Genomic DNA, 18,927 nt, shown 5'->3' with positions numbered 1-18,927 from the left:
GCGCGTATCGAACTCCAGACGTCTGCGGACGTCTGGGATCGATTGTCTATGCCTTCGAAGTCCATTCGCAGGCATCCAGCACAGGGTAAAACAATGGTCACAGCAAGCACCCCGAGAACATCTTCGCATCCCAGTGACAGTTCCAATCTACACGGTCGGACACGCTCCAGATTTCGGACGGTCTCGGCGGTTCTGGCGCTTAGTCTGGGCTGCTTCACGTTTGTCAGCACGGAGTTGATGCCGGTTGGCGTGCTGCCATCCATGGCGGAAGGGCTCGGCGTGTCGCTGGGCGCGGCGGGATATCTGATCACGGTCTTCGCGTTCGTCGTTGCGATCACCGCAGCGCCGCTCACGGGAATGTTGGGCGGCATCAACCGTAAAGCCCTTATGGCCGGATTATTGGCCGTCTGTTGCCTGGGAAATCTGATTACCTTTCTAGCCTCGGACTACGTCATCGTTCTCCTGGCGCGCATATTGGTGGCCGGAGCGATCGGGGTCTTCTGGTCCACGGCGGTTGTCACCGCCGTCCATCTCGTGTCGGACCGCAACGCCGTGCGCGCGACCTCGGTCGTCTTTGGCGGCGTGTCGCTTGCCACGGTGCTGGGAATTCCCGCGGGGACATTGCTCGGCGAGATGCAGGGATGGCACTCGGTATTCGCGGCTCTTTCGCTGCTGAGCCTGGTGGCGTTCACCGTCATTGCCTGGTCCGTGCCGGCGATACGAATTTCCAAATCCTCCGCCCGCAATGCGATGTCGACAATTCTGAAGGACGGCCCCTTGCTGGCGCTTTTTGGGACGACGGTACTGGTCGTGACGGGCAACTTTCTCGCCTACACCTACATCACGCCCTATCTTGAGCAGATCGCAGGGCAAGCTCCCGGCCAAGTCGGCCTGCTGCTGCTGGTCTATGGTGGCGCCGGCGTGGTCGCGAATTTCGCCATCGGTCCCTTCGCGAATAAGGCGCTTCGGTTGAGCTTGGGGATTGTAACGGCGTTGCTCGCCGTGAGCCTCGCGACGATGAACATCGCCGCCAACCAGTACGCCACTCTGGTGCTCATCCTCGCAATCTGGGGCGCCGCCTACGGGGCGCTTCCTGTGTTGTTGCAGACGTCGGTCTTCAAGGGTGCCTCTGCCATTAACGGCAGTGCCGACGCAGCCACCGCGATCAATGTCGCCTTGTTCAACGGCGCCGTTGGCCTTGGCTCTCTGTCTGGAGGCATCCTGATCAACAGGATGGGGCCATTGCCCATCCCGTATGTCTCCGCGGCCTTCGTCCTGGTGGGGCTGGTCGTGGTGGTTGCGAGCGGCAGGCGCAAGGCGGGGTAGGCGGCGGCCTTGCCTCGTCCGGGCGGGCCAATAGTGATTTGCGTGCCGGGCGCATGCCCGATCGGTCCTGTGAAAGCTTTGGGGGCGCCTTGCTTGCCTAGCTGGAACACGGCGCCCCCTCCGAACCTCATCGGGGTTTCTTCGGAGTCCAGTCTCCGGCCATTGTCACGATTGTCGCAAGGGACAGCGCGGCGACGGCAGCGCCGGCGTACATCGCCAGCGACAGTCCTGCCCGGTCGACGAGGATGCCGCCCAGGAGCGAGCCGAGAGCAATCGAGGTTTGGAAGTTGGTGACGTACAGGGCGGTGCCGCCCTCATGCGCATTCGGCGCCGCCTTTATCAGCCACATCTGCAGGGCGATCGGAATGACGCCATAGGCGAAGCCTCAGGCTCCGATCACGAGCACGAGGAGCACCGCGTTGCCGCTCAGACCCGGCAGGAGGGCGATGGAGAGACAAGCCAGCAAGATACCGGATACCAGCGTCGCCTTGACGTTCACGTCCGAAGCGGCGCCTCCGACGAAATTACCCAGCATTCCGACAAGCGTGTAGACCAGAAGGGTGATCGAGATGGCTGTCCCGCTGAAGCCGGCGTTTTCGCTGAGAAAGGCCGTCACGTAGGTATACGTGCCGAAATGAGCCACGACGATCAGGAACATGGCGACGATCCCGACCACGCCGTTTCGCGTGCGAAGGATCTGCACGAAGTCCGCCACCGTCACGCGTTGGGCGACGCGAAGCGGCGGCAGGGCGACAAGCAGCAGCACGATCGCGGCGAGGGACAGGACCATCGCCAGTCCGAAAGCATAGCGCCAGCCATAAGCCTCCCCGATGAACGACCCGGCAGGACCTCCCACAAGCAGGCCGACCGAGATGGAGGTAAATATGATGGACGTGGCGCGACCCACCGACCGGGTCGGCACGAGGCGCGCTGCAATGCCCACACCGATCGCCCAGAACCCTCCAAGCCCGATTCCGAACAGAACCCGGCCAGCCAGAAGCATCTCGAAACTCGTCGCCGACATCGCCAGCACGTTCGCTGCGATGAGCAAGGCGGTCAAAATCCAGAGGACGTGTCGCCGGTCGATCTTTCCGATGCCAAGCGTGACAAGGGGGCCAGCCAGCGCGGCCAGAATGCCAGGTATCGTAATCATCAGACCGGCCGTGCCGTCCGACACGCCAAGATCGGCGCCGATGTATCGCAGGATGCCGACGGGTAGAAACTCGGTCGTGCAGAAAACAGCGCCACAAAGTGCGACGGCGCATACAGCCAGCCAACCGCGCAGGCTGGGTGTCGCTTCAGAAACTATATTGTCGCTCAACTTGGCCTCACAAACTTGGAATAGGAGAGGGGTCGAAGAGCGCTCACTTAATGTTCAGAAATGACCCCGGCTACCTCCCCTGAAATAACAAGACAGTTCAATTATTTTGAACTACAACGCGGATCCGGGCGTCGTGGCCTTGGCCGTATCGTTAAGGAGTGGGCCGGATGGATCGTTTGCGGGCCATGGAAATATTCGTGCGCGTCGTCGAGGCCGGCAGCATGACGAAAGCAGCCGAAACGCTGTCGCTGCAAAAATCCGCCGTCAGCATGGCCATCAAGCAACTGGAGCGGCATCTGGCCGCGCAATTGATCGTGCGGTCCACGCGGTATTTCAGTCTCACGGACGATGGCCGCGCGTATTATGAGCGAAGTCTGGCGGTTCTGGCCGAGATCGAAGCGATCGAAAGCTCGCTTGGCAGCAACCACGAGCACCCGGCCGGCCGCATTCGCGTCGACATGCCGGGCTCGATCGCGGCGTCTCTTATTCTTCCCAATCTGTCGGAATTCGCGCGTCGATATCCCGCCATTCAGATTGCATTGGGAGTTGGCGACCGGCGCGTCGATCTGGTGCGGGAAGCGGTTGACTGCGTGCTCAGGACCGGCGAGCTGGACGATGCTTCGCTGGTGAGCCGGCGGATCGGCTCTTTCAACTGGATAGTCTGCGCCTCAAGCGAATATCTTGAGCAATTCGGCGCACCGATTTCCCCTCAGGACCTCACCCGGCATCGCATTGTCGGGTATTTCCAGAACGGCTCCGAATTTCGCGAGACGTGGAAGTTCAGCGAGCAGGGGCGGGAGCTCCTGGTTCCCCTGGGCTGCCAACTGGCCGTCAATGACACGGCGGCCTATGTCGAATGCGCCCTCAACGGGCACGGACTGATCCGCATCGCCGATTATCTGGCCGCACCGATCATCGAGAAGGGCGCTCTCCGCGAAGTCCTCGCAGATTTCCGCGGCGATCCGGTCCCGGTTTTTGCCCTGTATCCGCCGTCGCGGCACCTTTCTCCATGCGTGCGCATCTTTCTGGATTGGGCCGCGCAGCTTTTTGCCGCCCGCCGACATCCGGTGTCCTAGCCAACCATCCGAACTTCAATCGTGATCGCCGACGCAGGTTCGGCATAGCTCCGGCGATGGGCTCCGCCCTACGGCGGAACCCTGAGCAAGTCACCGGGCGCGGACCAGCCGCGTTGTCGCTTCCGGATTTGCCGTGTCGCTTACTTCACGGTGATGGCCATACCGCTGAGATCGGCGTTGACCTGCAGGCCCACCTGCTTGCCCGTGAGTTCGAGTTGGGCGCCCTTGTCGTTCTTCAGGATGATCATCTGGGCGCCCCTGCCGACCGCGCCGCCACCGCCCACCGCGGCGTAGACGCCCGTCACGTCGCGGGCGCGGCGAATGTGGCGCACGGTACCTTGGAAATAGGTCTTGGAAACACCGAAGGCGAGGCCGCCCGAGACACCGGCGATCGAGATGGGATAACGACGACCTTGGAAGGTCAGCGTTCCCTCGCCGCCGGAGCCACCGACGAAAAAGGCGGCCTTGTAGACCGCGAAGCGGATCGTACCGCTGTCGGCATGCGCAGCGCCCGCAAGGCTGACCGCGCCAGCGGCGATGACGGCAATCGCGACTGAACGAATTCTGGTCGAAAGCATCATGATGGGGAGTTCCTCAAGGAAGCCGCTTACCCTGCGGCCGGGCTCGTCAGCGTCGTACCCAGGTTACAACTGAGCTAACTCATCCTGGTTCCGAGCATGCTGCCAAAATCCGGTTGTGGGAAGGCCGGCACGAGACGAGGCGGCGTGGCAGAACGAAGTCCCGGTGGCAGCGAAGCCGCGGCCGCTCCGGCACAGGCAGGCGCTCAAGGAGACGTCTCGACCGTTGCCCACAGCGTATTGATTTCTGCGGCGCAAGCCTCGCTCGCTAGCTTTAGCAGCGTCTCGCCATGTTCAGGTCGCGCCAATCCCGAGTGGGAGCCGACGCGGCCGTCGGGGAATTGGCGGCGGTGCTCGTCGGGAGGGCCGTGACGGTCGCCCGCGTGGCTAGCGATGAACTCGGGCGTGAGAGGCTCGGGGGCAGGGATCGGGGCGTGGTCCACGATGCGGTGGGTGTGCTGCGTGATCGCCACCTCGGACGGCGTGGCGTGCATGCCTTCCCAGGAGCCATAGAGTTCGTCGCGCAGGGCGCGGACGGCCGCGAACTCCCACCAGGAGCGAATGTGAATGTCGAGCGCGCTTTGCGCGGATGCGACACGGCGGAGGGGCTCCAGATTGGCGCCGTGGCCATTGAGCACATAGACCTGCCGGAAGCCATGATGAGCCAGCGCGGCAAGGATCTCCGTGACGAGCGCCGAGAACACCGTCTCGCTGACGGAAATCGTGCCGGCGAAGCCCATGTTGAAGGGCGCTGGCGTGTAGGCGAGGGCAGGAAGCACCAGAGCCCCGCCGAGTTCGCCAGCCCTTCGGGCGACGGCCTCGGCGCACAGCGTGTCGGTGCCGATAATCCCGAGGGGGCCATGCTGTTCGGTGGAACCCACCGGCAAGATCACCGCCTGGGATTTGAGGAGATAGGCGTCGATCTCCTTCCAGGTGCTGAGGTCCAGTCTCATGCGCGGGCTCCAAGGGCCGCTTCGGCCCATTTTGTCGTGATGGCGCGATAGGGTGTGAGGACGGCGTCGACGGCCGGCATCCGATCCAGCGCGTCTTGGTATTGCTGGATCGCTTCCGGCCAATCGAGCTTCATGCCCGTTGAAGCCTCAAGGATGTCGAGCGTGGCAAAGCTGACAGGATAGCCGCAGTCGGCGAGCGAGAGCACAGCGCCGCCGAGCAGTGGCGATGGCTCGGCGATGCGTTGGAGATCGGCGAGGCGTGTGTTGATACCGTCTATCAGCTCATCCGGCGGACGCTTTCCCTCGCGGATGGACGGAAAAAGCGCGCGGATAGCTGGCTCCAGGGCCGTGTCGTGAAAGCGCGACAACGAGCGGATCCGCGCCCGATCCAGCGGGGCGCGGGGAAGGAGGGGAGCGGTCGGATAGGCCTCCTCGAGATATTCGAGGATCGCCTCGGAATCGACGATCAGAAAGCCGTCGACCTCCAGCGCCGGCACCGTGCCTTGCGGCACCAGCTTGCGGTAGGAGTCGCTGCGATAGCCGCCCTCGGGTTCGATTTCATCCCAATCCAACCCCTTGTGCAGCAGGGCAATGCGGACCTTGGCCGAATAGAGGCTGCCGGGCGTCGCGTAGAGGCGCAGTTTTGAACTCATGGTCTAGCGCCCATTCGTCCGCAGCCGCAGCTTGACCTCAAGGCGACGCACCAGCCACGAAATGATCAAGATGAGCACGAGATATTCGGCCACGAGGAAGGTGTAGATCTCCAGCGGGCGATACTCGACGAGGGTCAGCTCGTTGGCGCGGCGGGTCAGTTCCTGCAGCCCGATGACAGACACCAGCGACGACATCTTGAGCACGTAGACAAACTGGTTGCCGAGTGCCGGCAGGATGGCGCGGACAACCTGCGGCAGCACCACCAGGCGCAGGGTGCGCACCGGCCCCAGGCCAAGGCTGCGAGCCGCTTCGGGTTGCCCTCTGTCGAGCGATTGCAGCCCGCTTCGGAAGATCTCCGACGTGAAGGCCGAGTCCGACACGGCAAGGCAAATGAGCCCGGTGGTGAATACGTCAAACCGCACGCCGGTCAGGATCGGCAGGCCGTAGAACACCCACAGAATGAAAACCAGAATGGGGATTGCGCGGAATATCTCGACATAGCTGCGAGCCGCCAGGCGCACCGGACGCCAGCGGGCAAAGCTCATCAGGGCAACGACGATCCCGATGACCATCGAGATCAGGGATGCGGCAACCGACAGGCCCATCGTCGTGCCGAAGCCGGCCAGCAGGAACCGGAGGTTCTGCTGGCCGCGAGCGTCAAAGGGAGAGAGGATGTACCAGCTCCAATTGTAGTTGGTGCTGGTGCAGCCGCTCACCAGGATGGCGAGAAAGATGACGGCGGACAGGGCAAGCGCGCGGCTTGCCCTGGTCTTGGCATGCGTCATGTTCAGGCCCGGCCGAGCCACTTGGCGTCGAGCGCCGCGTAGAAGCCTTCGATGCGGCGCAGCGATACCCAGGTATTGATGAAGTTCAGCCAGACGGGATCGTTCTGATCCACCACATAGGCGAAGGGGCGCTTGTTGCGCAGCTCGGCGCTCGAAACGAGGATCTTCAGCTCCGGATACTTGGCGACCAGCGTTGCTGCCTCGACATTGGAGGTGATGGTGACATCGGCGCGCCCGGAGAGGACTTCCTGGAAGCCGGTGGCGGGCGACTGCACGGCCTGGATCGTGGCGTTGGGGAAGTGCTGGCGTGCCTGATCCTCGAACACCGTGCCCTGGCTCACGGCGACCCGCACGCCCGACGCATTGATGGAATCCCAGCTGTGGAAGCGCTCGGCCGCGCTCGCCAGACCCAGGGGCACGGTGCCGGCCTCGGTATAGGGAATGGAGAATGCAGCGACGCGGGCGCGGGCGACACTGACCGAAGCGCCGGAGAAAATGTCGAAGCGGTCAGCGGTGATGCCGGTGGTAATGGTGGCCCATTCGGCGGTCACCCATTCGATCTCGACCTTGAGATCTGCGGCAAGGGCCGTCACGGCTTCGATGTCATAGCCCTGATAGCTGTTGGTCGCGGTATTGCGGAACGACATGGGGTTGAAGTCGCCCGTCGTGCCGACGCGCAACACGCCGCGCTCGAGGATCTTGGCGAGCCGGGAATTGTTGGCGGGAATGCTGGCGGCAGCCGGCGCCTGTGCCGATGCCTGCGTGGCAAGGCCGGGGCCGGCGCCGAGGGCGACTGCGCCGAAAACTTCGCGTCTGTTCATTGGATGTCTCGTTTCTTGTGTTTCGAGATGGAAGGAAGCGTTACGCGGCCGCGACCGCCTGGGCCTCGGCAAGGGCGCCGAGCGCTATGGCCTTGCGCACCAATTCAGCGCCCTTGCTGCGGCCCTCCGGCGGCGCTGTCGGCGAGGGACGAGGGTTTCATGCGGGCGGCCTCAGCGGGCTAGATAGCGGTTGGAGCGCTTCTCCAACGCCGAAAAGATCGCGGCGAGGCCGAAGCAGATGACGAAATAGATGGCCGCGACGACGAGCCAGACCTCGAACATGCCGCGCGTGGTGACGCCGACCTGATTGGCCTGGAAGGTGAGATCCGGCACCGACACCAGCGATGCCAGGGACGAGAACTTGACGAGCAGGATCACCTCGTTGGCGAGCGGCGGCCAGACGCGCGCCAGGGCCTGCGGTAGGATCACCTTGCGCAACGTGACGCCGCGCTTCAGCCCCAGCGCCTTCGCCGCCTCCCACTGTCCTTCATCGATGGACTCGATGCCGCCGCGAATGATTTCGGCCACGTAGGACGCCGCGAACAGGCCGAGGGCGAGCGACGCGGCGAGGAACGAGGTGAGCTGGCGTGGCTCGCCGAACAGGAAGTTCAGGATGGCCAACGTCTCGGGGCCGGCGCGGCGGACCGCCGGGGCAATTCCCGTCAGCGGGATCAGCTGGCTGGCGAAGAAGAAAAAGAAGATGAAGAGGAAGACCAGCGGCGGGATGTTGCGGATGGTCTCGACATAGGTCGTGCCGAACATGCGCAGGGTCAAGCTTGGCGACACCCGCAACAGACCGACCAGTGTGCCGATCGCGAGACCGACAACGCTGCCCCAGATGGACAGACGCAGCGTCGTCAGGATGCCGAGTAGCAGTAGGTTCGGGATCCAGCGGGCGGTGGCCTCATCATATCGCAGCACAAATCGCGGCAGCGCCGACCATTTCCACTGGTAGTTCAGGACTTCGCCGACCTGCAGAAATACATAGCCGATCCCCCCCGCGAGAACGGCGAGAATCAAAGCGTCGAGCCAGCCGAAGCGTGGTTTGCGCGAGCCTGGAAGCAAGAGGGCATATCCGGTTTGGTATCCCGGCCCTGAGCCGGGATACCGGCAAGAATTCAGTTCGAGGCGGCCTGATCGGCCCAGGCGCGACCCTTGAACCAGTAGTCAAAGCGCTCCTGCAGCCAGCCATCGTCGGTGCGCTTCTGGATCCATTCGTTGAGGGCAGCCAGCGAAGTCGGATCGTCCTTGCGGATCGCGATCCCCTCGTCGGTCTGCTCGGTGGCGGGTTCGACGACGCGCACGATGTCCGGATACTGTTCGGCGAGCAGGGCCTGGGTCGGTGTCGCCACGGTCAGGGCGGTCACGTTGCCGTTGAAGAATTCCTGCTGCTGGGTGTTCTCGTCGTCGAAGAGGACGGTCTTCGCCAGAGGGAAGCGATCGATCGCGGCCGCGGCGGACCCACGACGCTTGGCGAAGGTGACGCCGGGCTTGTTGAGCTTTTCCAGCGTCGTCACGTCCGGGGCGACCTTCTTGTTGACCACCGCATAGACCTGCGAGTGCTCGTAGGGGATCGTGAAGTCGACCGTCTTGGCGCGCTCTTCCGTGATGGTCAGGCCGCCGATGATGGCGTCAAACTGGCCGGAAACGAGCGAGGGGATGATGGCGTCCCATGCGGTGGGCACCAGTTCCAGCTTGACGCCGAGGTCTTCGGCCAGCTTGTTGGCAACGTCCACCTCAAAGCCGATCAGCTGGCCATCCTTGTTCGGGAAGGCCCAGGGCACGAAGGTGCCCAGGCCGACGCGGATGACGCCGGCGGACTTGATGTCGTCGATCACGGGGCCGGCGTAAGCCAGCGAGGAACCGGTCAGGGCAAGCGCGAGAACGCTGCTGAAGAGGAACTTTTTCATTTCAGCTCTTTCATCCGTTTCTGTGGGTGACAGGAATGCAGCCGATCGTCAGGCGCGCGTTTTCAGGCGCCGCTCGAGATGTCGGGCGGCGAGGGAAAGCAGCAGGGTAAGAACGAGGTAGATCGCGGCGACCGTCAGCCAGATCTCGAAGCTCATATAGGTCAGCGAGATGGCATCGCGCCCGGCGGTGGTGAGTTCGAACAGCGCGATGACGCTGACGATCGAGCTGTCCTTGATCAGCGAAATCACGGCGCCGGTGAGCGGCGGCAACATCAGGCGCAGCGCCTGCGGCAGCGCGATGTGGCGATAGATGGTGAAGCGCGACAGGCCGAGGCTCGTGCCCGCCTCCCACTGGCTTTGCGGTACCGAGAGAATACCCGAGCGGACGATTTCCGCGATGAAGGCCGCTTCGAACAGGGCAAGCGCGAACACGCCGGTCCAGAAACGGCCGATGCCGATCGTCGGCGCCAGCACGAAATAGAACATGCTGACCTGAACGATCAGCGGTGTCGTGCGGACCAACTCAACGAAGCCGCCCGAAATGGCACGACCCGACCACGAGGGCGACAGGCGCAGCAGTGCGAGCCCCAGACCGAGCAGCAGGGCGAGGACCAGGGCGAGCGCCGAGATGCGCAGCGTTTCCATCAGGCCGAGCGTCAGCGTGCCCCAGTGGAAGCCGGACTCGTCCGCCACGAACAGAAATTGCGGCACGCGCTCCCATTGCCATTGGTAGGGCATGGCGGCCGCGCCGGCCCAGATCGAATAGAGCAGCGCCCCGGTCACGACAGCGTAGGTGCCGACCGATCGGACAGTGTCGCTGCGAGCGAAAGCACGCCATCGCGTGAGCCACGGGATCGCTGTGCCGGTCGGCGCATCCAGTTGCAGTGAAGCAAAGGTCATCTATCGATCCGTGGAAATCTTGATTATGTCTATAAATTCTATATAGAAATGACAACCCATTGAAATTAAATGGTTTTATCTTCGCAAGCATATTCTGGTGACGTAGCGTTTCGCGCCAAATGGCTGCTGCCAAATCAGGTGAAATCGAAACGGCATTATCGAAAATCGCGTGAATCCGATCGGCGACATGCGGAGAACAACTGGTTCGGGAGGTTTTGAGAGTGAGTGCAGACCTTGCTGCGGGCATCGCCAACGTGCTCGACGGCTGCATCGGTATTGCTGCCGGGCAGTCGCTTCTGGTGGTCGCGGAGCCCGAGGATCAGACGTTCTATCGCGGAGAACTCGGTCGGCAGGTCGTGGACGCCGCGCAAGCGCGCGGACTCGATGCGACCTTGATCGTCGAGAGCGTGCCGGCGGGGCCCGAGCACTTCCCGCGGCACGTGCTCGACAAGATCGCAGCGGCGGATCACACGCTCTTCTTCAGTCGCCTGGGATCCCAGGCGCGGTTCCTGCAGTTGCCGGGCCCGGGCACGAAGACCGTCTCCTATGTGCTGGATGCGGAGAGTCTGGCCGCTCCGTTCGGCAGGCTTCCCTACGCTTTTGTCACCGAGCTGCACGATCTGGTGGTCGAGCGAATTGCGGCGGCCCGCAGCTATCACCTGACATGCCCCAATGGCAGCGATCTCCGCATGGCCTTGGAGCCCAGCGACGCCGGCAAGCCGACGGAATTGACGCCGTTCGCGGTGCGAAACTTCCCGGTGATGATCTTTCCGCCGATTTCGAGCGCGAGAGCCAGTGGTCGTCTCGCCCTGACCCTGGCGCTGCTGTCGACGTCGATCCACCAATATGACGATCCCATCGTGCCGCTGGAGAGCCCGCTTCTGCTCGACATCGAGCAGGGGAAAATCACGCGTTTCGGGGGAGAGCCCGTTCAGGCCGCGCGCGCCGAGGCGCATTTTGATCGCGTCGCCGCGCTGTTTGGGGCGGACGCACGGGCGCTCAATTCCTGGCACACCGGGATCAACCCGACGACCTTCTTCGCGGGTCGCGCGATCGATGATCTCGACCGCTGGGGTTCGGTTGCCTTCGGCAGCCCCAGCTACACCCACTTACACATTGTGGGGTCTGATCCCGGCGAGATCTGCGGATCGCTCTTCAACGCCACGATCCGCTTTGACGATGAAATCCTCTGGGACCACGGGCGCTTCGTGTTTCTCGACCGGCCAGAAGTGGCTCAACTCCTGGACAAGCACGGCCTTTCACGCAACGCGCTGGCCGCCCAGCAATCGATCGGCGTGGAGGCATAGGGCATGGCTATCGACACACTCTGGTACACGCGCTGCCCCGCGCCGACGGCGGCCACGATCGCGATCCGCGAGGGCTGGCTCGACACCGAGTTTGCCGGCGATGGCATTGCGGTGCGCTCGCTGGCGTCCTCGACGGACCGACAGGTGCATCTGTCCCACTACCGCCATTCGCAGCCCAATTCGTTCCGCTTCGGCGGCTACGTCCCGCCGCTGATCTCGCAGTCGCGCGGCGCCGATATCAAGGTCATCGGCATTGCCTGGCATGATCGGGTGCATGGCATCTATGCCTTGCCGGGTGCCGGCATCGAGACCGCCGCCGATCTCAAGGGCAAGCGGCTCGGCGTGCCGGTGCGTTTGAATGACGACGTGGACTGGTGGCGCGCCTCGGTTCTGGGTGGCTACAAGGCGCTGTTCGCCAGCGGCGCCATCGATCGCGAGGACGTGGAACTGGTCGAGATTCCGGTCAGTCGCGAATATGTGGCGGATGCCACCAGCGGCTCGACGGCGGGGCAGTCGCTCTGGGGGGCGAATAGCCAATTTGCCGTGCAGCGCGAGGAGGTGGCGGCGCTCTATAGGGGCAAGGTCGATGCCATCTATAGCGACGGCGCTTTGACGGCGATCCTTTCAGGCACCACCGGCGCGCATCCCGTGGTCGTTCTGCGCGGCAACGAGGATGATAGCGACGGTTATGGCACGCCCTGCATCCTGACCGTATCGGCGCCGTTGCTGGCTGAACGCCCCGATCTGGTGGCGCGCTGGGTCGGCCGGCTGCTGGATGCGCAGCAATGGGCCATCCAGCACGCCGATGACACGCGCCGCCTGTTCGCGCGCGAAACGGGGCTGCCGGAAGACCTGCTCGACAAGGCCTACTCGCCGCGCCTGCATGCACAGGCCGATGTATCCCTGAGCGCACCGCGCGTGGCGCTGCTCAAGGCCAAGTACGAGCATCTGCGCGATGCCAAGTTCATCGACGCGTTCGAATTCGACGCGTTCATCGACGCTGGCCCGCTCGAAGCGGCGCGGGCTGCGCGTGGCGAGGGGGCGGCATGAGCGCCAACGTCGCCGTTCAACCGCATCGCGACGACGTTCTGGATGCAACAGATGCCGATCTGGCCGTCGCCGAGGCGGCGTTCGCAGACACCGTGTCGTTCCTCGCGACGGCGGCGCGGCCGTGGTTCGAAGCGGAGGGACTGCCGGTTCGCGAGGAGCCGACGATCGTTCACGCCGCCGGCGCTCTCGCGGTGGAGCTCGCCGCCGCGCTGGCGGCGCGCCGCTCCGAGACGATTGGGCAAGCCGAAGCGCGCCTGCTCGCAGGCGACGTCGCCAGGCGTGCCGTGCGCTTCCTGTTCGAAGCGGGCGGCACCAGCACGACCGACGATCCCAGCGACTTTGGCCGTCATCATCGCGCTGTGCTGGAGACGGCGTCTCGTGAACCCGTTCGAGCGGCGCGGCTGGCAGCCGGACGTACCGCGCTGGAGCAGAGGCGCTCGTCCAGCGAGGCTCTCCCCATTCCCGTCGGCGTGCCGGTCGATCGTGCCGATGCGTATCGACGCGCCGACGCGATAAGCCAGCATCTCGCAAGGGATGCGGCCCAGCGAGACCGCGAGCGAGCTACTCCCAAGGCAGAGCTGGAGGCGATCGCTCGCAGCGGCCTGCTGGCCATCACGGTGCCGACGGCCTTTGGCGGCGCTGGCCTCGGTTTCGCCGATGCGCTGGAAGTGTCGCGCCGCCTTTCCATTGGCGACAGCTCGGTCGGCCAGATCATGACCATCCACTACGGGATACTGGAATCCCTGATCCGCACGGCGACCGAAGCGCAATTGGCGCGATGGTTGCCGCAGGTGGTGCGAGGCGCGCGCTTCGGCAATGCCGCCGCCGAGCGTGGCGTCGCCCATGCCAAAATCACCGCGACCCGGCTGGCGGCCCAGCCCGATGGCAGCTACCGGCTCAACGGTCGCAAATTCTATTCGACCGGTGCAACCGGCGCGGACTTCGTCTCGGTGCTGGCCGTCGGCGACGACGGGCAACCCTCCATCGCCGTGGTCGCCGCCGGCAGCGACGGGCTGACGCTACTCGACGATTGGCATGGGCTTGGACAGCGCGGTACGGGCAGCGGCACGGCGATCCTCGACAATGTCGTGGTCGCGGCCGACGAAATCCTGCCCCGCTGGCTCAATTCGGAGGTCCCGACGACCGGCAATGCCGGCGCCAATCTTGCGCATGTCGGCATCGATCTCGGCATCGCGCGTGCCGCGCTGAGCGGAATCGTTGATCTCATCGCAGCGAGCGCCGACCCTGTTCCCGACGAAATTCTGGGAAATCTCGGCGCGTTCTCCGCGCACCTCGCGGCCAGCGAGGCCCTGTTTGCCGAGGCGTTGGACTCGCTGCGCGCCCTGGCCTCGCAGACACTGACCGAAGCGGTCGTGCAGCGCTTCTCGCTCGAGGTGAGCGTCGTCAAGGTGCACGCCGGCGAGCTTGCCATCGATATCGCGGCGGGCCTGCTCGATATTGCGGCCGAGTTCGCGCGGCCCGACCTGATCGGCCTCGATCGCCACTGGCGCAATGCGCGGACCCATACGCTGCACGACCCGAGCCGCTGGCGCTATCTGCGCATTGGCGACCACGCTCTCAACGGGCGTCTGCCGCCCCGCAACCGCACCAATTGAGACCCTCCATGGCCGCTCCCAGGCGACAGATCAAGCTCTTCGCGCATCTGCTCAATACCGGCAACCAGATGGGCGGTTGGCGCCATCCCGAGGCGCACGCCGGCGGACTGCACGACATCCACTATTTCCTCGCCATGGCGCAGAGCGCCGAGGCGGCCAAGTTCGACGCGGTGTTCTTCGCCGATGGTCCGGGGTTCCGGCGCGTCGAGGGCAAGGACGCCTTTTCGCGCATGGATGTGGGCAAGCTCGAGCCGATCACCATGCTGGCGGCGCTTGCCATGGGCACCCGCCATATCGGCCTGATCGCCACCGCCTCGACCTCGTTCAACGAGCCCTACAACATCGCCCGCAAGTTTGCCTCGCTCGATCACATCAGCAAGGGACGGGCAGGGTGGAACGCCGTCACCTCGACCGGCGAGAACGAAGCGCACAATTTCAACCAGCGCACGCTGAACGATCACGATACGCGCTATCAGCGCGCCGAAGAGTTCATCGATGTGGTGCGCGGGCTTTGGGACAGCTGGGAGGACGATGCCTTCCTGCTCGACAAGGAATCGGGGCGCTATTTCGATCCCGACAAGCTGCATGCGCTTGGCCATGATGGTCCCAACTTCTTCGTGCATGGCCCGCTCAATGTCGGTCGCGCGCCGCAGGGGCACCCCCTGCTGGTGCAGGCCGGCGGCTCCCCTGCGGGGCGCTCGCTCGGCGCCCGGACGGCTGACGCGATCTTCACGGTCAATCCGCCGCTCGATGTGGCCAAGGCGTTCTACGCCGACATGAAACAGCGCGTCGTGGCCCATGGTCGAAGGGCCGATGACCTCAAGATCATGCCCAGCATTCAGGTGGTCATCGGGGCGACGGCCAGGGAGGCCGCGGAAAAGGCGGCCTATCTCGACAATCTGATCCATCCCGATCTGGCGCTGTCCTGGCTGCAGATGTCGCTGGGCGGCGTGGATCTCTCCGGTTATCCGCTGGATGGTCCGCTGCCCGAGATACCGCCGACCAAAGGCGGGCACTCGCTGCGGCAGGGCGTGATCGACCGGGCCAGGCGCTTCGATCTTACCATTCGCCAGATCGCGACCCATGTCGCCGCCACGCGCCTCGGCGAGCGCTTTGTCGGCACGGCCACCGAGATCGCCGACATCCTTCAGCATCAGTTCGAAGAAAGTGCTGCCGACGGTTTCGTCGTCTCGCCGCCCTATCTGCCGGGCGGTCTCGACGAGTTCATCGCGGGCGTCGTGCCGATCCTGCGCGAACGCGGCCTGTTCCGCACCGAATATGAAGGGGCGACGTTGCGCGAAAATCTCGGCCTCAGCCGCCCCGAAAACCTCTTCGTCGCGCAGCCCGAGCGGCACGTCGAACCCGAAATCTGGCAGAAATCCGCTCCCGCCGGCGAGTCGACAGTGTGAGCCTCGTCAGGAGCGCTGAGAAGGTTCGATTCCCTTCCGGGACACCAAAGCTTTGATGGATCGATGGGTTGGCTCTGTCCCCCTCGGTCTCTGGACGTCTGCGGGCGGGCCTCAGGGGCAATGGCGGTCGATACGGAGATCAGCCTTGCGGCGCACGGGAGCTGGCGTGGATCGATCTTTCGATCCCGATATTCCGTAATGTTACCTTAGTAGTAATTCTTTACATGCGCGGATTTTCGTCGGTGAGTTCTGGTCCTCGTCGGCGATATCCCCGTTTTCTCCAGCAATTTTGCTGAATTTCGGGATTGTCGCTTGCCGCAAAGCGAGATCGCTGCGTACCTTCCCTCTGACGGCTCGACGGGCGATCCGTAATCTATGTCGAAAATCAGGTCGAATGCTTTGACGGCGGACGACGGGGATCGTCATGGCCATACTGACTTACAACATCACCTTCTTCCTGCTTATGAAGTTTTGGGTGTTCAGCAGTGTCCATAAGGCGGAATCCGTATAGCATCGACGTTATTGTTCCCTGCTATCAAGAGCAGGACGCGCTGCCGATTACGGCCCCGAAGATCGCGGCCTATTTTCGTGATCTCGTTGCCTCGCCTTCCAACGACGCCATGTCGTTCCGGCTGTTGCTGGTGGATGATGGCAGCAAGGACAGCACCTGGGGCATCATTGAAGGTCTGTCCGAGGCCAATCCCGAAATCGAAGGCGTGAAGCTCTCGCGGAATTACGGCCATCAGGCAGCCATGCTGTCCGGCCTGTCGCTAGCCACGGCCGACGTGGTGGTCACGATGGATGCCGATCTTCAGGATGACATCCACGCTGTCTCCGCCATGCTGGACGCTTACGAGTCAGGGGCCGATATGGCGCTCGGGGTTCGTCAGGACCGCAGTTCCGACAGCCGCGGCAAGCGCGGATTTGCCAATGCCTATTACCGGCTGCTCCGGCTGATGGGCGTGAACATCATCGAGAACCATGCCGATTTCCGCTTGATGTCCAGGAAAGCGCTGGCCGCCCTGCTCGATCATGGCGAGGTGAACCTGTTCCTCCGGGGGCTGATCCCGACGATCGGGTTCAGCGTGATGCTGGTCCCCTATGCCCGGCAGGCGCGGGTAGCCGGCGAGACGAAATACACCATCGTCAAAATGCTGCGCCTGGCGATCGACGGGATCACGTCCTTCTCCGTTGCGCCGCTTCGATACGTGGCCTTCGTCGGTGGGGGCGTGTTTCTCGGCTCCATCCTGTCCGGGATCTACGTTCTCTGCGTTCGACTGTTTTCGCCGCAGACTACCGTTCCCGGCTGGGCGTCCACTCTGCTGCCGCTGCTGTTCCTGGGCGGGTTGCACATCCTGTGCATCGGAGTGGTCGGGGAATACGTCGGCAAGATCTACCTCGAAGTAAAACGCCGCCCCCGTTTCATCATCGCCGAGAGGACGAAGTCGGCCGAATGATCCGCGCAAAGCACCTCTCGATCACGGTCGGCGCCCTGTTCTTCGGGTATGCGATTGCCCTCTTCTGCTACGGATACGTGGCGATGGAGGACCCGGCCTATATCTGGGACTGGGGCCTGTACTATCGATTTTACCAGCATTTCGGCGCTCTCCTGCCCGCCGATGCCGGCGCGTGGGCGAAGGAGATGGCTCGTTCGGTGCGGGCCGACGACTACAACGCCTCCAGCATCGCCCTGCTGTTCCCTTTCCATATGGCGTTCGGCGCGAGCCGGGCGGGCTATATCCTGGCCATCGTCGCCTGCTTTCTGTTGCCGGCCGCGCTAATCTCGGCGGCGCTGTCCATCCGCAGCGCCCGCCAATACGGTCTGGGGAACTCCGATACGTCCGCGATCTTCGTCGTGATCGCTACGGTCTGCTTCCCGCCGTTCTGGCAGGCCACCTTGCGGGGCATGCCTGACATCGCCGGGCTGATCCCGCTGGGGATCGCGACCTGGCTCATCCTCCGGTCGGACTTCCTGTCGCGCCAAACTGTCAGAACTGCCATCGCGGTCGGGGCGCTGCTCTGGACGGCATTCCTGCTGCGCCGTTGGTACGCCTATGCCTGCCTCGCGCTCATCGTCTGCACCTTCGTGGTGACGACGGTTCGGCTGGCCTATGAATCGCAGAACAGGCCGGCCCGGATGCGGGAGATGGCCATCGCGTTCCCGATCATCGTGGGCGTTGCAGGTGTCCTTCTGTTCGCCTTCCAGCGGGATCTGGCCTACCGCGTGCTGACGACCTCGTATAGCGATCTGTACGTCGCCTATCAGACGCCCTGGCTCGATCAATTGTCCCTGCTTTATCGGCGTATCGGGCCGTTTTACGCGGCTGCCTTCGCAATCGGCCTGATCGTCGCGGTTGTCGCGCTATCGACCCCGATCCTGTTCATGGCAGCGGCGGCGTTTCTGACCTGCTTCCTGTTTTCGAGAACGCAGGCGCCAAGTGTCCAGCACGGGCTCCCCATGTTCTTCTGGGGTTTGCCGGTCGCGATGTTCGGCTTTCTGTGGGTGTTGTCCCTCTTGCCCGCCACGCTTCGCACTGTCGCAGCCGTCACGGGCGTCCTGGTCAGCGTGGCCATTTTCGCGGTGGCCCTGCTGCCGGGCCCGAACGCCGCCTTGCCGGCCATCGCCGCTCTGGCGCCGAGGGAGACCTATTTTCCGCTGAAGGTCGAGAATTATCCCGAGTACCAGCGCCTCATTGCCGAGCTCAAAGGCCTGACGGCCGATGGCGACAAATTCGCCGTGTTTGCCTCCAGCCCGATCTTGTCGGACTCCCTGCTCGATGCGCTGGATCAAACCATGGGATCCAGGATCGCCTGGGCATCGCAGGTCGACGAGCGCGACGGGCTGGGATTGCAGGCAATCCGGGCGAAATATGCCGTGGTGGCCGATCCCGTCCCGTTGCATCTGCCCGAAACCTCGCAGCGCGTCGTCACTGTTCCGGCGGCCCACATTCTTGAGGGATCAGGCTTCGGGGCTGCTTACAGCAAGCTGGCCGGGCCGTTCGATCTGGCGCAGGGACGGAAGGCCTTCATCTTTGCGCGAACGGGTCCGCTCGAAGAGGCCCAGATCCGCGCCCTCGAGACCGAACTGGCGGGCTACCATTCCGGCTGGGCCTGGGACGGTGTCGACCTGGTGTCCAAGCGCCAATAGGGCTGGCTCGGAGGGCTCCGCCGGAGCGGGCGGGCCTTCTTTGCGGGCATCCGAATGCAGACATCCGACGGAG

18 protein-coding genes are annotated in these 18,927 nt (G+C 63.8%); 8 read left to right on the top strand and 10 right to left on the bottom strand.

Annotated features, from left to right (window positions below; all coding sequences use genetic code 11):
- Positions 1 to 48 precede the first annotated feature (48 nt).
- Positions 49 to 1,326, top strand: a complete 1,278-nt coding sequence (locus AC6HZP_RS21810; RefSeq protein WP_497524514.1) for an MFS transporter — start codon at positions 49 to 51, stop codon at positions 1,324 to 1,326.
- 127 nt (positions 1,327 to 1,453) lie between these two features.
- On the opposite strand, the gene AC6HZP_RS21805 is transcribed toward AC6HZP_RS21810, so the two are convergent.
- Both AC6HZP_RS21805 and AC6HZP_RS21800 read right to left on the bottom strand, forming a co-directional pair.
- Positions 1,454 to 1,675, bottom strand: a complete 222-nt coding sequence (locus tag AC6HZP_RS21805) for a hypothetical protein (protein ID WP_497524513.1) — start codon at positions 1,673 to 1,675, stop codon at positions 1,454 to 1,456.
- Between the two features lie 36 nt (positions 1,676 to 1,711).
- Entirely contained in the window at positions 1,712 to 2,647 is a 936-nt protein-coding gene (locus AC6HZP_RS21800) for an MFS transporter (RefSeq protein WP_497524512.1), read from the bottom strand.
- Between the two features lie 167 nt (positions 2,648 to 2,814).
- Between AC6HZP_RS21800 and AC6HZP_RS21795 the strand changes: the two genes are divergently transcribed.
- Complete coding sequence (locus AC6HZP_RS21795; protein WP_497524511.1) at positions 2,815 to 3,723, top strand: LysR family transcriptional regulator; 909 nt, start codon at positions 2,815 to 2,817, stop codon at positions 3,721 to 3,723.
- 140 nt (positions 3,724 to 3,863) lie between these two features.
- On the opposite strand, the gene AC6HZP_RS21790 is transcribed toward AC6HZP_RS21795, so the two are convergent.
- The 8 genes from AC6HZP_RS21790 to AC6HZP_RS21755 all read right to left on the bottom strand — a co-directional run bounded on the left by AC6HZP_RS21790 (position 3,864) and on the right by AC6HZP_RS21755 (position 10,324).
- Positions 3,864 to 4,304 (bottom strand): lipid-binding SYLF domain-containing protein, encoded by a 441-nt coding sequence (locus AC6HZP_RS21790; RefSeq protein WP_201401007.1) that lies wholly within the window; start codon positions 4,302 to 4,304, stop codon positions 3,864 to 3,866.
- 203 nt (positions 4,305 to 4,507) lie between these two features.
- Positions 4,508 to 5,254, bottom strand: a complete 747-nt coding sequence (locus tag AC6HZP_RS21785; RefSeq protein WP_497524510.1) for a creatininase family protein — start codon at positions 5,252 to 5,254, stop codon at positions 4,508 to 4,510.
- Positions 5,251 to 5,907, bottom strand: a complete 657-nt coding sequence (locus tag AC6HZP_RS21780) for a glutathione S-transferase family protein (protein ID WP_497524509.1) — start codon at positions 5,905 to 5,907, stop codon at positions 5,251 to 5,253. Before AC6HZP_RS21780 ends, AC6HZP_RS21785 begins: the two co-directional genes overlap by 4 nt.
- Before the next feature lie 3 nt (positions 5,908 to 5,910).
- Positions 5,911 to 6,693 carry an amino acid ABC transporter permease gene (locus AC6HZP_RS21775; RefSeq protein WP_497524508.1) on the bottom strand — a complete coding sequence of 261 codons (783 nt, stop codon included), beginning with the start codon at positions 6,691 to 6,693 and terminating at the stop codon, positions 5,911 to 5,913.
- A gap of 2 nt (positions 6,694 to 6,695) precedes the next feature.
- Positions 6,696 to 7,514 carry a transporter substrate-binding domain-containing protein gene (locus AC6HZP_RS21770; protein WP_497524507.1) on the bottom strand — a complete coding sequence of 273 codons (819 nt, stop codon included), beginning with the start codon at positions 7,512 to 7,514 and terminating at the stop codon, positions 6,696 to 6,698.
- Between the two features lie 171 nt (positions 7,515 to 7,685).
- Positions 7,686 to 8,579 (bottom strand): amino acid ABC transporter permease, encoded by an 894-nt coding sequence (locus tag AC6HZP_RS21765; protein ID WP_497524506.1) that lies wholly within the window; start codon positions 8,577 to 8,579, stop codon positions 7,686 to 7,688.
- Positions 8,580 to 8,632: 53 nt separating this feature from the next.
- Positions 8,633 to 9,424, bottom strand: coding sequence for a transporter substrate-binding domain-containing protein (locus tag AC6HZP_RS21760; RefSeq protein ID WP_497524505.1), 792 nt, complete (start codon positions 9,422 to 9,424; stop codon positions 8,633 to 8,635).
- A 48-nt stretch (positions 9,425 to 9,472) separates the two neighbouring features.
- Complete coding sequence (locus AC6HZP_RS21755) at positions 9,473 to 10,324, bottom strand: amino acid ABC transporter permease (RefSeq protein WP_497524504.1); 852 nt, start codon at positions 10,322 to 10,324, stop codon at positions 9,473 to 9,475.
- 221 nt (positions 10,325 to 10,545) lie between these two features.
- Here AC6HZP_RS21755 and AC6HZP_RS21750 point away from each other — a divergent pair, with 221 nt between their 5' ends.
- The 6 genes from AC6HZP_RS21750 (at position 10,546) to AC6HZP_RS21725 (ending at position 18,854) form a co-directional block, all read left to right on the top strand.
- Positions 10,546 to 11,631, top strand: coding sequence for a hypothetical protein (locus AC6HZP_RS21750; protein ID WP_497524503.1), 1,086 nt, complete (start codon positions 10,546 to 10,548; stop codon positions 11,629 to 11,631).
- A 3-nt stretch (positions 11,632 to 11,634) separates the two neighbouring features.
- Positions 11,635 to 12,681 (top strand): ABC transporter substrate-binding protein, encoded by a 1,047-nt coding sequence (locus AC6HZP_RS21745; RefSeq protein WP_497524502.1) that lies wholly within the window; start codon positions 11,635 to 11,637, stop codon positions 12,679 to 12,681.
- A complete protein-coding gene (locus AC6HZP_RS21740) occupies positions 12,678 to 14,297 on the top strand; it encodes an acyl-CoA dehydrogenase family protein (protein ID WP_201400997.1) in 1,620 nt (539 codons plus the stop codon). Before AC6HZP_RS21745 ends, AC6HZP_RS21740 begins: the two co-directional genes overlap by 4 nt.
- Positions 14,298 to 14,305: 8 nt before the next feature.
- Positions 14,306 to 15,706, top strand: a complete 1,401-nt coding sequence (locus tag AC6HZP_RS21735; RefSeq protein ID WP_201400996.1) for an LLM class flavin-dependent oxidoreductase — start codon at positions 14,306 to 14,308, stop codon at positions 15,704 to 15,706.
- A gap of 485 nt (positions 15,707 to 16,191) precedes the next feature.
- Complete coding sequence (locus AC6HZP_RS21730) at positions 16,192 to 17,163, top strand: glycosyltransferase family 2 protein (protein ID WP_497524501.1); 972 nt, start codon at positions 16,192 to 16,194, stop codon at positions 17,161 to 17,163.
- Positions 17,160 to 18,854 (top strand): hypothetical protein, encoded by a 1,695-nt coding sequence (locus tag AC6HZP_RS21725; protein ID WP_201400995.1) that lies wholly within the window; start codon positions 17,160 to 17,162, stop codon positions 18,852 to 18,854. The genes AC6HZP_RS21730 and AC6HZP_RS21725 overlap by 4 nt, the downstream gene beginning before the upstream one ends.
- Positions 18,855 to 18,927 lie beyond the last annotated feature (73 nt).

It is taken from the genome of Kaistia sp. SLG-1 (genome assembly GCF_059699055.1).
Note: the sequence above shows the minus strand (reverse complement) of the source record. Positions and strands in the feature narration are given on the sequence as shown.

Excerpts from the sequence above, each read along its gene's own strand:
- AC6HZP_RS21770 (WP_497524507.1), bottom strand. The coding sequence starts at position 7,514 with ATGAACAGACGCGAAGTTTTCGGCGCAGTCGCCCTCGGCGCCGGCCCC.
- AC6HZP_RS21790 (WP_201401007.1), bottom strand. The coding sequence starts at position 4,304 with ATGATGCTTTCGACCAGAATTCGTTCAGTCGCGATTGCCGTCATCGCC.
- AC6HZP_RS21735 (WP_201400996.1), top strand. The coding sequence starts at position 14,306 with ATGGCCGCTCCCAGGCGACAGATCAAGCTCTTCGCGCATCTGCTCAAT.
- AC6HZP_RS21745 (WP_497524502.1), top strand. The coding sequence starts at position 11,635 with ATGGCTATCGACACACTCTGGTACACGCGCTGCCCCGCGCCGACGGCG.
- AC6HZP_RS21810 (WP_497524514.1), top strand. The coding sequence starts at position 49 with ATGCCTTCGAAGTCCATTCGCAGGCATCCAGCACAGGGTAAAACAATG.
- AC6HZP_RS21740 (WP_201400997.1), top strand. The coding sequence starts at position 12,678 with ATGAGCGCCAACGTCGCCGTTCAACCGCATCGCGACGACGTTCTGGAT.
- AC6HZP_RS21760 (WP_497524505.1), bottom strand. The coding sequence starts at position 9,424 with ATGAAAAAGTTCCTCTTCAGCAGCGTTCTCGCGCTTGCCCTGACCGGT.
- AC6HZP_RS21805 (WP_497524513.1), bottom strand. The coding sequence starts at position 1,675 with ATGTGGCTGATAAAGGCGGCGCCGAATGCGCATGAGGGCGGCACCGCC.
- AC6HZP_RS21725 (WP_201400995.1), top strand. The coding sequence starts at position 17,160 with ATGATCCGCGCAAAGCACCTCTCGATCACGGTCGGCGCCCTGTTCTTC.
- AC6HZP_RS21775 (WP_497524508.1), bottom strand. The coding sequence starts at position 6,693 with ATGACGCATGCCAAGACCAGGGCAAGCCGCGCGCTTGCCCTGTCCGCC.
- AC6HZP_RS21755 (WP_497524504.1), bottom strand. The coding sequence starts at position 10,324 with ATGACCTTTGCTTCACTGCAACTGGATGCGCCGACCGGCACAGCGATC.
- AC6HZP_RS21780 (WP_497524509.1), bottom strand. The coding sequence starts at position 5,907 with ATGAGTTCAAAACTGCGCCTCTACGCGACGCCCGGCAGCCTCTATTCG.
- AC6HZP_RS21795 (WP_497524511.1), top strand. The coding sequence starts at position 2,815 with ATGGATCGTTTGCGGGCCATGGAAATATTCGTGCGCGTCGTCGAGGCC.
- AC6HZP_RS21785 (WP_497524510.1), bottom strand. The coding sequence starts at position 5,254 with ATGAGACTGGACCTCAGCACCTGGAAGGAGATCGACGCCTATCTCCTC.